10 protein-coding genes, 1 pseudogene and 1 other annotated feature are annotated in these 13,148 nt (G+C 47.6%); all 11 genes and pseudogenes read right to left on the minus strand.

Features of this window, described 5'->3' with window-relative positions:
- Positions 1 to 194: 194 nt before the first annotated feature.
- The 11 genes and pseudogenes from ilvN to VN447_RS21820 all read right to left on the minus strand — a co-directional run bounded on the left by ilvN (position 195) and on the right by VN447_RS21820 (position 12,798).
- Entirely contained in the window at positions 195 to 692 is a 498-nt protein-coding gene (gene ilvN, locus VN447_RS21770; protein WP_325528303.1) for an acetolactate synthase small subunit, read from the minus strand.
- 4 nt (positions 693 to 696) lie between these two features.
- Complete coding sequence (gene ilvB / locus VN447_RS21775; protein ID WP_325528305.1) at positions 697 to 2,388, minus strand: biosynthetic-type acetolactate synthase large subunit; 1,692 nt, start codon at positions 2,386 to 2,388, stop codon at positions 697 to 699.
- A gap of 508 nt (positions 2,389 to 2,896) precedes the next feature.
- Positions 2,897 to 3,155, minus strand: a binding site (T-box leader).
- Positions 3,156 to 3,219: 64 nt separating this feature from the next.
- The gene (locus VN447_RS21780; RefSeq protein ID WP_325528307.1) at positions 3,220 to 4,245 is read right to left on the minus strand and encodes an aldo/keto reductase; all 1,026 of its coding nucleotides are present in this window, start codon (positions 4,243 to 4,245) and stop codon (positions 3,220 to 3,222) included.
- A 293-nt stretch (positions 4,246 to 4,538) separates the two neighbouring features.
- Positions 4,539 to 5,310: pseudogene (locus VN447_RS21785) on the minus strand (methyl-accepting chemotaxis protein); the annotation flags it as partial.
- Complete coding sequence (locus VN447_RS21790; protein WP_325528309.1) at positions 5,309 to 5,986, minus strand: type 1 glutamine amidotransferase domain-containing protein; 678 nt, start codon at positions 5,984 to 5,986, stop codon at positions 5,309 to 5,311. The pseudogene VN447_RS21785 and the gene VN447_RS21790, both read right to left, overlap by 2 nt.
- 76 nt (positions 5,987 to 6,062) lie before the next feature.
- Positions 6,063 to 7,226, minus strand: a complete 1,164-nt coding sequence (locus tag VN447_RS21795; protein ID WP_325528311.1) for an amidohydrolase — start codon at positions 7,224 to 7,226, stop codon at positions 6,063 to 6,065.
- A gap of 94 nt (positions 7,227 to 7,320) precedes the next feature.
- Positions 7,321 to 8,307 carry an ABC transporter ATP-binding protein gene (locus VN447_RS21800; protein ID WP_325528313.1) on the minus strand — a complete coding sequence of 329 codons (987 nt, stop codon included), beginning with the start codon at positions 8,305 to 8,307 and terminating at the stop codon, positions 7,321 to 7,323.
- Positions 8,285 to 9,283 (minus strand): ABC transporter ATP-binding protein, encoded by a 999-nt coding sequence (locus VN447_RS21805; protein ID WP_325528315.1) that lies wholly within the window; start codon positions 9,281 to 9,283, stop codon positions 8,285 to 8,287. Before VN447_RS21805 ends, VN447_RS21800 begins: the two co-directional genes overlap by 23 nt.
- A gap of 23 nt (positions 9,284 to 9,306) precedes the next feature.
- The gene (gene nikC / locus VN447_RS21810; protein WP_325528317.1) at positions 9,307 to 10,194 is read right to left on the minus strand and encodes a nickel transporter permease; all 888 of its coding nucleotides are present in this window, start codon (positions 10,192 to 10,194) and stop codon (positions 9,307 to 9,309) included.
- A gap of 22 nt (positions 10,195 to 10,216) precedes the next feature.
- Positions 10,217 to 11,146, minus strand: a complete 930-nt coding sequence (gene nikB / locus VN447_RS21815; protein WP_325528319.1) for a nickel ABC transporter permease — start codon at positions 11,144 to 11,146, stop codon at positions 10,217 to 10,219.
- 92 nt (positions 11,147 to 11,238) lie between these two features.
- The gene (locus VN447_RS21820; protein ID WP_325528321.1) at positions 11,239 to 12,798 is read right to left on the minus strand and encodes a glutathione ABC transporter substrate-binding protein; all 1,560 of its coding nucleotides are present in this window, start codon (positions 12,796 to 12,798) and stop codon (positions 11,239 to 11,241) included.
- Between the last annotated feature and the right edge of the window lie 350 nt (positions 12,799 to 13,148).

Raw genomic sequence — 13,148 nt, forward strand, 5'->3', positions numbered from 1 at the left:
TCCACGAACCGCTTCCAATTCTGTTTTCCATCAAAAAAGATCTGCCATAAGATGTTCTTTTTCATTCTGCTCTGTTTCCGCAAACCCACGCCAGTTCTCCTGCTACAGGCTCTTTAAACTTATAAATTCTGATATACTAAAAAAGCCGGGATAACTCCCGGCTTTCGCTATACCTGCCCCGTTCTTTGTGGCGCCTACATCTCTTTTGCAGGAACCGGCCCCCGTGAGAGCGCAATTTTGCCGGTCCTGACAATCTCAATAATTCCAAAATCAAGCAGCACTTCGCAAAAGGCATCTATTTTACTTTCCTCACCGGTAAGCTCAATAGCCACTGTTTCCCGGTTTACATCAATAATTTTGGCCCGAAAGATTTCTACGACATTTACCAGATCAGAACGGTTTATTTTACTGGCTTTTACCTTGATAAGTGCCAATTCCCGCTCAATCGACTCGACATAGGTGAGGTTCACAATCTTGATAACGTCGACTAATTTAGATAATTGATTGACTACCTGCTCCAGTTCGACCTCGCTGTCTACCTCAACACTAATGGTAATCCGGGTAGTATCGGCCTCTTCGGTATATCCGGCGGCAATGCTCTCAATGTTAAAAGCCCGCCTGCTAATAAGTCCGGATATATGTGTCAAAACCCCAGGTCTATTTTCAACTAAAACAGCTAATGTATGTTTCATGCATTTATCCCCCCAACACCATTTGATCCAGACGTCCACCCGGTGGAACCATGGGTAACACATCCTCCGTTTCAGGTACCAAAATCTCAACAAGTACCGGACCTTGTATCCGCAAAGCTTCTTCCAGAGTGGGAACCAATTCGTCAGGATTGGTCACTCGTAAACCGACAACGCCCATAGCTTCAGCAAGTTTTACAAAATCGGTGCGTCCCTTGGTGGTTGAGTGAGAGTAACGCTGCCCGTAAAACATCCGTTGCCACTGGCTGATCATGCCAAGAACCTGATTATTCATGACAATAATTTTAATTGGCAAACCATTATCAGCCACCGTTGCAAGTTCCTGACAATTCATCATGATACTACCATCCCCGGTAAACAATACAACCGTCTTATCCGGCAAACTCATCTGAGCGCCAATCGCTGCCGGTAAACCATAGCCCATAGTGCCTAACCCGCCTGAGGTCAGCAGAGAACGCTCTTTAGGGAAATTATAATACTGCGCAGTCCACATCTGATGTTGTCCAACATCTGTTACGATGACGGTATTAGACTGGGTAAGCTGGCTCACTTTCTCAATAACTGTTTGCGGCATGATGCTTGTTACTGTCTGGTTATAGCTTAAGGGTCTTTCCTGTTTCCACGCCTGTACACGCTCAGTCCAGTCAGCAATTGAGCTCTGCCATTGCTCGGAGGTTCGCCTGGATGCCTTCTCACATAAAAGCGGTAATGACCAACGGAGATCTCCGAGCACCCGCAGATCAGCACCTATATTCTTATTTACCTCGGCAGGATCAATATCAAAGTGTACTATTTTCGCGTTTGGGGCAAAATCTTTAACTAAACTTGTTACACGGTCGTCAAATCTGACTCCAATCCCCAGTAAAAGGTCGCACTCGGTCGTAGCCATATTGGCGGCGTAAGTGCCATGCATACCAACCATGCCCAAATGCTGAGGTGAATCAGAGGGAATACACCCCAATCCCATCAGGCTGGAAAACACGGGAAAGCCAGTCAGATCGGTAAATTTACGCAACGCTGCTGATGTATCAGAAATATTAACGCCGCCTCCGACGAAAACCACCGGTTTTTTAGCTGCTTCAAGCGCCTGCACAGCTAGCTCAACGTGTTCCGGATCACCGTCAAACAGCGGACTATAGCCCCGCAGCTTAACAGTCTCCGGATATTCAAAATCAAAAGTAGTGTTAAAAACATCTCGAGAAATATCGACAACAACCGGCCCTGGTCGCCCGGTACGGGCAATATAGAAGGCTTCCTTCATGACTCTGGGCAAATCCTGGACTTTTTTGACCAGATAGTTGTGCTTAGTGATGGGTGTAGTGATACCGCAGACATCGGCCTCTTGAAAGGCATCCTTTCCAATCACCGCTACCCCCACCTGACCGGTAATTGCCACCAGCGGAACAGAGTCCATATACGCTGTTGCAATTCCGGTTATCAGGTTGGTTGCGCCAGGACCTGATGTTGCGAAGCAAACTCCCGTTTTACCTGTTGCGCGAGCATAGCCATCGGCGGCATGAACAGCACCTTGCTCATGACGGGTCAAAACATGGGGAAACTTAAGTTTAAACAACGCATCATACAGTGTTAATACACAGCCTCCCGGATAGCCGAATACCATCTCCACTCCTTCAGCTTTCAAACATTCAATAACCGCTTCAGCCCCCAACATCTTCAAGCGAATACCCTCCTTCTGCTTCTCATACAAGTATTTAAAATGTAACAAATAGTCATAGGTATAAAGAAAACACGGCTTGCGCCGAGCCTTTGGCGAAAGCGGAAGCCGATGTTGCCCTTATCCAGCAGAAAGTTATACTTTCTGTCAGGAAAGTCAGGACCACCCGTATAACGGGTGGCTTGATTACGCCCTATAAGGGCATGCTACTAGCCGAGTCTCAAGACTCATCGAAAAGTCCGCCAACTGCATAACCTCTTCTTTAGCCCCTAAAGGGGCCGTATTGGTTCTCCTGGCACGGGTCTTTTAACTTAATTGGTCGGCAACTCTATTCTTGTAATTGCTCCCATATATATTTCGCAATTACCTCTTTATTGCCTATATCTGCACAATATCTTTATACAAAACCCATACCTATTCCCCTTTTTGGACGCATAGCTATAAGCTTTTTGGAACCACATGCACAGCATGTGGTATTCGCTTACGCAATAAAAAAACTCCGTCCCCTTACATAAGGGACGGAGTTTACTCCGCGATACCACCCAAATTACTATGGTTTTACCCATAGCCGCTCATAGGTACAGAGAAACCTCGATACCTCGCCGCAATAACGGGCGGCAATTTCTCCGAAGAGAACCCGGCGCGGCTTACTAAACATTCAGCCCGCAACTCACGGATGATTTTCATTATATTTGATATTGCTGGCTCACACCATTTCCAGCTCGCTATAAATATCGTGATATAACTACTCTTCCGTTCATCGTCATTACATTTTTATACTGTTTATTATTGTTATGTTACAAAAAAATCCACCCGGTGTCAACACTATTCTTTTTATTTCGTACTTGCAAGGTGATTTTTGTACATTGAATAATGTTTTTTCAGCATTTCCGGAATCGGCAGGTCATAAGGACAGCGCGAAAGACATTCTCCACACTCTACACACTGCTCTACTGACTCCATCGCGGGCCGGGCAAAATCAACGGCAACCGCTGGCGACATCCGCCGCGCGATTACCTGGTACCCCATTGCCGGGGTGATACTTACCCCATGCGGACAAGGCTGACAGTATTCGCAGCGCCGGCAAAACTGTTTGCCCAATTCATCGCGATATTTGTCCATCAATACCAGATCATCGTCAGTCACAGTATTCACTTCGTTATAAAAAGCCAAAATCTCGTCAACCGCCTCAGGTGAATCAAAGCCCGGAATGGGTAGCATCTCCGGAAACTGGCGCAAAAACTTGAAGGCAATAGTCGCATTGTCAATCATTCCACCGGCAAACGGTTTCATAACAATAAAACCAATGCTCATTTTTATCGCTAGCTCGCGCAAATCATCTTTGGCAGCATCTTCAATAAAGTTAAAAGGAAATTGGACTGTACTAAATAGCCCGGTCTTTACTAGCCGCAGAGCCATCGACAGACTGTGGGAGGTGACACCAATATGCCTTATCTTACCTTGCTCCTGAGCTTTGGTTACAACCTCAAGTGCTCCTCCGGCGGCAGTTGCTACCTCCCAATCTTGCTCGCGTGAAACCTGATGCAACTGGTATAGATCAATATACTCTGTTTGCAGCATACGCAAACTGTTTTCCAGGTGTTCCAGCGCTCCAGCCCCATCGCGTCGTCCAGTCTTTGTTGCTATTACAATCTTGTCACGCATCCCCGAAAAAGCACGGCCGATCTTATCCTCGCTATCGCGGTAGGCATTCGCGGTATCATAGAATGTAATACCCCGATCATAGGCATGACGCAGTGTCTTGACAGCTTGACTAGTTTCCAAGCGAATAATCGGAATACAACCAAACCCTACTTCAGATATGGTTAACCCAGTTTTACCCAATGTACGGTACTGCATGCTTTGTATCCACCCTCTCCAGACTAGAAACACAGCGCTCTGTTATTCCGCTCAATCACTCGATGTATAGCGCTCTCGCAATTGAACCGTGTTTTTCTAGCCGTTTTAGATTCTCGGTTAATGTTGTTGTCTGTAAATATTTTACTGTCATCAGCCTTAAAAAGTCAATAAGGCAAGCGCCCCTCACCACGATTTCCTATCCCGGAAAAATGCTTAGGAGTAATCCAGGCCCCGAGTACTAACCTAAAAAGAAAACCCAGCAGCTATATAATTAGCTGCTGGGTCTGACTTGGTTAAATCCGAAACTGGCTGATGTTTTCCTGTAGTTGGTGTGCCATTTCAGCGAGGTTTTGACTGGCTGAAGCAATTTCTTCCATAGAGGCCGGCTGTTCTTCAGTTGCAGCCGATACGGTCTCGGCTTCTGCCGCCGCCGTTCTACTTAAGTCATCGATAACCTTAACCGAGGACACAATCTGCCGACTGCCACCATCCAGCTCTTTCATTGCCAAAGATATTTTAGTAACTTGAGCGAGTACCATCACCCATAGCAGTGACCGCCTTGGACGTATGTTTCTGTATCTCCCCGATAAGACTGGCAATTTGTTTAGCCGCTTCCTGTGACTGTTCCGCCAATTTGCGGACTTCCTCAGCTACCACAGCAAAACCTCGTCCTTGTTCACCGGCACGCGCCGCTTCGATCGCAGCATTTAACGCCAATAAATTTGTCTGTCCGGCAATACCTGATATCGTGTCAACAATCTGCCCAATTTCCTTTGACCGCTCACCGAGGCCAGCTACTACTTGGGCTGAATTATTAACCGTCTGTTCGATAAGTGCCATCTGATGAACGGCTCTGCTGATAGAAACACTGCTTTCTTTAGCTTTGTCAGCAGCCTGCGAGGATTTAGCCACAGTTTGGTTGGCATCGATAGCCGCATGTTCAATGCTGACCGACATCTTGTCTACCACCGCCGCGGTCTCTTCCACTGCATTCCGCTGCATGTCTGCTCCATGAGCTATAGCAGTAACCGAACCAGCCACCTGAGTCGAGGCTTGAGCCGATTCATAAGACCTTATTTGCCAATATCGCTAAAACAGCTTTTGCAAAATCAAAACTTGACTGCCGGTTTTGCCCTGTAATTAGATTTTCATCGATTACAACGTTGTTGGCCCATGGTTCATTCTTTAGAAACTCAGCACCCAACTCTTTGAGCTTAGTCTCTAACGTAAACGGGACTAATGTGTTCAAGTGTGTCATTTGTTCTTCCTCATTAGTAAAGGCAGTAACCTTTTTCCCGGCAACCAACGGTCTTCCATCAGGCATAATAGCCCTCACCAGGGCAGCAGGCCCATGGCATACAGCGCCGATGACCTTGCCTGCCGCTGCAAAATACTGCAGTAGCCTGGCAAGCTGCTCGTCCTTGGCCAGATCAAACATCGGGCCATGCCCACCGGGAAATATAACGGCATCGTAGTCTTCAACATTCATTTCATATAGGATTTCCGTATTATTTAGGATGCTGACAGCTTCTTGCCACTGATTGGGGATGTTACCTGAAACACTCTGCGCATCAATCGGCGCTGCACCACCCCGCGGGCTTGCAACTGTCACCCCATATTCCGCTGCACAAAACTCCAGATAAGGGACAGCAAACTCTTCTAACCATAATCCTGTGGAATGATGCTCATCAATCTGATCAAAACTGGTAACAATCATTAGAATTTTCTTCTGGACAGTCATTGTAACCTCCAATTAAATTGCCCAACTGCTCATTCTGCTTACCGTTGGACATCAACATCATGCCGAGCTTAGCGGCCTAGAAAGCGTGACTGGGGGGATATGAACTTTCCACGACGCCGTCAACCATAATGAGTTCCGGACGACTGGAGAGATGAAAGGGATGACCGCTCCAGACGACTAGGTCAGCATCGAGTCCAGGGGCGATACTTCCAAGGCGGTTGGAAAGACCGAGGATTTTGGCAGCTTCTGAAGTGATTATTTTCAACCCATGCTCTTCCGGCAGGCCAAAGCGGGTGGCTAGACCAGCATAAACAGGTAAGAAGCAGCTGGGGATAACTGGATGATCACTCATCATGGCAAAGGTGACTCCGCTCTGATAGAGAGCAGCAGGGGCCTCCATACTTTTATCTTTTAACTCAAGTTTGACACGAGTTGTCAGTGTCGGTCCGAGTACGGCAGGAACGTTTTCCCGCGCCATTACATCGGCAACTAGATAACTCTCTGTCGCGTGCTCGATGATAATGTCTACGTCAAACTCTTTAGCGATGCGGATAGCGGTAACGATATCATCGGCGCGGTGCGCATGTGCCCGTAGTGGCATCTCCCTACGTAGAACACGGGCAACGGCTTCCATCCCGAGGTTGAATTGACAATCCTTTTCGCCTTGCTTTTTGATGTATTGATGCGCCTTGTAAAATGTCTCTCTGATGAGGCTCGCGGTTGCCATGCGGGTGATTGGCGCCTTCTTTTGTTCGACGCCGTAGCAGCGCCTCGGGTTTTCGCCAAAGGCGATTTTTAGTCCCGCATATTTGCAGATAACCATTTCATCTGCAGTCGACTTGCGTTTAGTCTTGGCGATAACACACTGACCGCCAATAGGATTCGCACTGCCAGGGGCGATCATGACGGTGGTAATTCCGCCTTGATAAGCCTCGGCAAGACCGATGTCGGCTGGGTTTATGGCATCAAGAGTATGCATGCCAGGAGTGATAGGGTCGCTTTTCTCATTTACATCTTCACCAGCCCAAGCCATGGCTTCACCGTAGACGCCCAAGTGAGTGTGGGCGTCTATAATTCCTGGGGTTACAATTTTACCTGATACGTCTATAGGGTAAAATCCGTCAGGCACGCCCAGATCATTACCAACTGCTAAAATTTTACCGTCCTCTACTAAAACAATCGCGTTCTCTATCGGCTCGCCGCGCATTGTGAAAACTTTTCCACCAACTAATGCGATCATAAAATCCTCCTCTAAAAAACTGGATTTACGGACTCTTATCCGAATCTGGGGTTACTCATTTGGGTTGTAACTCTGAAGTCGAAAGCGTCAAGATTTACTGAGCACGTCGAACCAGATTATTACTGAAGTGGCAAGCCGAAAATCGGCCCTCGCCAACCGGAAGCAATTCCGGAGTTTGTTCTGAACAGATTTCCTGCCGGTAAAAGCATCGTCCGTAGAACCGACACCCCTCTGGAGGATTGACTGGGCTGGGAATATCGCCTTCCAAAATAACCCGGTCGCGTTTGACATCAAGCTTTGCGAGAGGAATCGCAGAGAGCAGCGCCTGCGAGTAGGGATGTATCGGGTTGGTAAAAACAGACTTATAATCCGACACTTCCACAATCTTTCCCAGGTACATGACTGCGATCCGATCACTGACATGTTTCACTACGCTCAGGTTATGGGAGATAAAGAGAAACGTCAGGCCGAACTCTCGCTGCAAATTTTTCAGCAGGTTAAGGATCTGCGCCTGGATGCAGACGTCAAGAGCCGATACCGGCTCATCTAGCACAATAAACTCTGGTTTCAGGGCCAGGGCCCGAGCGACGCCGATCCGTTGACGGCGACCGCCGTCCAGTTCATGAGGGTATGTAGTGATAAGGCGTTGGGCCAGGCCAACTGTATCCATTAATTCCTTGACTCGCGCCTCAGTTTCTTTTTGGGTTTTGTATACGCTATTAACGTATAGCGGTTCTGCGATCAGTTCGAAGACTGTTAAGCGGGGATTCAGCGAAGAATAGGGATCTTGGAATACGATCTGCATTTTCCGCCGCGCCTCTTTCATCTCCTGCGCAGTATATTTCAGCACATCTTTGCCTTTATACAGGATCTGACCGCTGTTAGCTTCCAAAAGACGAATCAGGACCCGGCCTGTTGTCGATTTCCCGCAGCCTGATTCCCCAACAAGCCCAAGCGTTTCTCCCTTGTCGATGTGGAAAGACACTTTATCTACGGCATGCAGTAGGCCCTTTTTCGTCGAAAAATATTTGGTCAGATTCCGGGCTTCCAATAATTTCTCAGCCACTTGCCTTCCCCCCACACTCCTTGTTTGCTCCATACAGGATACAAGACACATAATGCCCCGGTTCTACTTCAATACTTGCCGGACGTTCTTTTGAGCACGCCGGCTCAGCCTTCGGGCAGCGCGGATGGAACCGACAGCCTTTGGGCAGGTCTGTTGGATCAGGCATTAGACCCTTGATGACCTGAAGTTCTTCCTCATCTGTATCTATATCTGGCACGGAATTGAACAGGCCGACGGTATAAGGGTGAAGCGGATTAAGGAAAAGGGAGCGTTTGTCCGCATATTCCACGACATTGCCTGCGTACATAATTGCAACTTTATCACATATCTCCGCAACAATGCCGAGGTCATGTGTAATCATAACCATGGATGTTTTGTATTTGTCCTTCAGATCTTTCATTAAGGCTAATACCTGTGCCTGAATGGTCACGTCGAGCGCAGTCGTCGGTTCATCGGCAATTAGAAGGCCGGGATTACAGGCTAGGGCTATGGCAATAACAACTCTTTGCTTCATGCCTCCGCTAAACTGATGGGGAAAGTCAGGCGCGCGCGTTGCCTGGATGCCTACGGTCTCCAACATCTCCCCCGCCTTTTTTAGCGCTTCGGCTTTCGTCATATCCGTATGTAGGCGGATCATCTCACCGATCTGTTCACCTACCGGCAATACGGGATTTAACGAGGTCATTGGGTCCTGGAAAATCATTGCGATTTTATTGCCACGTATTTCCCGCATTTCTTTATCGCTTTTTTTTAGTAAATCCTCCCCATTCAGCAGGATTTGTCCTTTAACGATCCTACCGGGCGGATTCGGAATAAGCTGCATGATGCCGAGGGCCGTCGTGGTTTTTCCGGCACCTGTCTCACCAACGAAGCCTAAGGTTTCGCCATGACCGAGGCGGAGGTTTAAGTCTTCCACGGCACGAACGGTCCCTTCATGTGTCACATAGTGGATTGTAAGGTCTCTAATGTCTAAGAGCGGCGCTTCGTTCACAATATTTCACCTCTCCCTTTCAATCAGTTTTTCAGCCGCGGATCAAGCGCGTCCCGTAAGCCGTCGCCAAGAAGATTCAAACCAAAAATCGTGATCATAATCGCCAAACCGGGGAACATGGTCATAAACCAGTAGTTGCGGATATAGCCCCTGCCCCCAGACAACATAGCGCCCCACTCCGGTGTGGGCGGTTGTATGCCAAGGCCGATAAAACTAAGGCCGGCGGCCGTCAAAATGGCGGTAGCAATACCAAGTGTAGACTGGACAATTAGCGGTGCCAGGACATTGGGGATAATATGCTTAAAAATAATCCGAAGATCGCTTGATCCTACAGCTTTGGCTGCTTCGACAAATTCTTGCCCCCTGATCGACAGAACCGAAGCCTGCACGATGCGGGCGTATTGAGGGATAGAAGAGATACCAACGGCAATCATCAGGTTTACGAGGCCTGGGCCAAGAGCTGCAACGATAGAGATAGCAAGCAAGATGCCAGGAATGGAAAGCAAAACATCCATAGCCCGCATGATAACTTGATCAACCTTACCCCCATAATAACCAGCAAGTGCGCCAAGCAATCCGCCGGCAACCAGTGAAATCCCGACTGCGATGAAGCCAACCTGCAGCGAGATACGCGATCCATAGACGACGCGGCTGAAAATGTCACGCCCGAATTCATCCGTACCAAATAGATGTTGTAAACTTGGAGACTGGAAGTTCTCCTGTAGATTTTGCTTGTCATAGGGATAAGGAGCAATTATATCGGCAAATATTGCAGTGAAGATCAAGACGACGATGATGATGAGGCCAGCAACGGCCAGCTTGCTGCGCTTGATACGACGCCATATTTCGTTTAGATAGCTTTTCTTTTTTTTCGGCGCAACAATTTCTTCTATTATTTCATGATGTTCCATACTTTGCACTCCTTTAGCGCCGTTATTTGTATTGGGACCGAATCCGCGGATCAACGTATGCATATAGCAGGTCGACCAGCAGATTAATCATGCTGAACGAAATGGCAATAAATAAAACACCGCCCTGCACAACCGGGAAGTCGCGCATCTTTATAGAGTCTACCATCAGCCGTCCGACGCCAGGTATAGAGAATATAGATTCTGTTAATACCGCGCCGCCTAATAGTTGGCCGAATTGAAGCCCGATAACAGCAATAATCGGAATAAGCGCATTGCCAAGGGCGTGCTTCAAGACAACTACTGACTCCTTCTGACCTTTAGCCCGAGCCGTACGAATGTAGTCCTGCCTAATGACCTCAAGCATACTTGAACGTGTCATACGGGTAACGATAGCTGCTGTCATTGCGCCGAGCGCCAACGCCGGCAGAATCATATGCTTGACGCTGCTGAAGCCTGAAGCCGGCAACCAGCCCAGTTTAACGGTGAACAAGATGATCAGCAGCAGCCCCAGCCAGAAAACCGGCATGGAAACACCGAGAAGCGCAATAAGCATTGATACAGTATCAAATATGGAATACTGCCTGATGGCAGAAATAATTCCGATAGGAATGCCTATAAGGATAGCGACCAGCATTGCGGATGTTGCCAGTTTGAACGTCGCCGGAAATACTCCCATGATCTCTTGCAGGACAGGTCTATTGGTCACATAGGATCGGCCTATATCCTGCTGCAATATGGCCTTTTTAACATAGTTGTAATACTGAACGAGATAAGGCTGGTCAAGCCCCATTTCCTCGCGCATGGCTTGAATGGTCTCTGGAGAAGCCTGTTCACCGAGGATCAGTTTCGCAGGGTCACCAGGAGTAATATACATCAAAGTAAATACGATAAATGTAACACCGAATAGCACAGGGATCAGGAATAGCATCCTGCGCAGCACGTACCTGATCATAGACTCAATCCCCTCTTTCGATTAAAAACTTGTGCAGGGGGCATAAATCTACCCCCTGCAACATTAACAGTCTATGTGAGACCTTCTACAGGTTATTGACCTTCGAACTTAATATTGTATAACACATGGTAACCGACAGGACTTGGCTGGAACCCACTGATGTTTTTCCGGACAGCAACGACCTGTTCACTATTGTTGAGGAAGACCCAGGGAGCATCTGCTTTAACCATATCTTGCAGATCAAAATAAATCTTTTTACGAGCATCAGAGTCTTCCATCTGGCGCCCCTGCGTTAGCAGTGCATCCACTTTCTCATTACTGTAGAATGCACGGTTACCGCCTGCGCCGTGTTTTGAGCTGTGGAACATGGCAAATAGAGAAATGTCGGGATCATTACCGGACGCGGTCCAGCCGATGATGTACATGTCTTGATCGCCTCTGGCAGTGCCTTCGAGGTAAGCACCCCACTCAACTACCTTGATTTCAGCGCTTATGCCAACCTGTGCCAATTGGCTCTGCATAATTGTGGCCATATCAATCCGTTCTTTTCGATCATTCGTCCAGATCGATGTCTTGAAGCCATCTGGATAGCCTGCTTCTTTCAGCAGTTGTTTAGCCTTATCCACATTGTACTCATGGGTTTTCAACGCTGGATTATGATACTTGATGTTGGGAGGAACCGGGCTGGCAGCTGGTTGGCCTATGCCTCTCCACACGGTGTTGACAACAGTCGGAGTATCTATCGCATAGCTGATGGCCTGACGCACACGGACATCATCGAAGGGTTTCTTCTTCGTGTTCATCCCCATGAAGGCAGTGCCATTGTCAAGTACACGGAGGACCTTTACCTCCTTGTTGTCCTGGAGCCGTTTCAAATCATTTGCCGAAACCTCATAACAGACGTCAATGCCGCCGCTTTCCAATTCGATCGCCCTGTTAGTGACCTCCGGAATGGGACGAATAACAAGCGTTTTAAATGCGGGTTTATTGCCATAGAAGCCATCATAGCGAGTAAGCTCGATACGATCGCCCTTAATCCATTTTTCGAACTTGAAAGGGCCGGTTCCGACAGGATTTTGTCCATAATCTTTGCCTGCGGCTTTGACTGCCTTTTCATTCAAGATGCTGCCGCCCGTATGTGTGAGAGATGTACTAATAAACGGCGGGAAAACGTACTTTAATTTAATTTGTATGGTATAGTCGTCTATAACCTTTAAAGCACTTACATCCAGCGGCTCGAACAAATGAGCAACAGCTGCGCCGAGAGGAGAAGCTGCCCTTTCGAGCGTGAATTTCACGTCGCTTGCTTTCATTTCTTCACCGTTGTGGAATTTCACGCCCTTTTTCAGTTTGAACTCATACGTCGTATCATCGATTTTTTTAAACGATTCAGCAAGCATTGGTACAAGCTCACCTTTTTCATTTACCTCCACGAGAGTCCCATAAATCTGGTTCATTACATTAGAGGATGCTACGTCATTAGTGGCAATTGGATCGAGCGTCTTGGCGTCATACCCAGTGCCGACAGTAACGACGTCCTTCACCTTGCCGGCGGTTTTTTCCCCAGCGCCGCACCCCGCGAAAAGTGAAGCAGATAAAATAATACTGAGAACAACTGCTAAAACGGCCTTACATTTGTGTTTAATGAACAAGTTACCACCCCTTTGATTTTTGCCTTTTTATGTAAAAACTATATATTACCACAATAGGATATTATGTCCACAGTTGTCAATCCTTGGGTTTCCCGGTTTTTTCGATAGTTCCCACAAAATCACACCACAATGGCTGGTTTGCTAGCGAATTCGAAGATTATGAAAATTAAATGTTTTCGCTTATTAACCGCATTCTTAGTTGACAGGTATGGCGCTAGGTTGTAATCTGACGTGGAACACACATATTCATGAAGGCCTAGCCAATTCGACTTACCATAGAAAGGGAGAATGAAACTGTCCATTCAGACGCCCGAGTATGGTGGCGGTGAGATATACTTCGATGACGTGCT

Origin of the sequence: Sporomusa sp. (assembly GCF_035561155.1) — a bacterium.
Lineage (GTDB): Bacteria > Bacillota > Negativicutes > Sporomusales > Sporomusaceae > Sporomusa.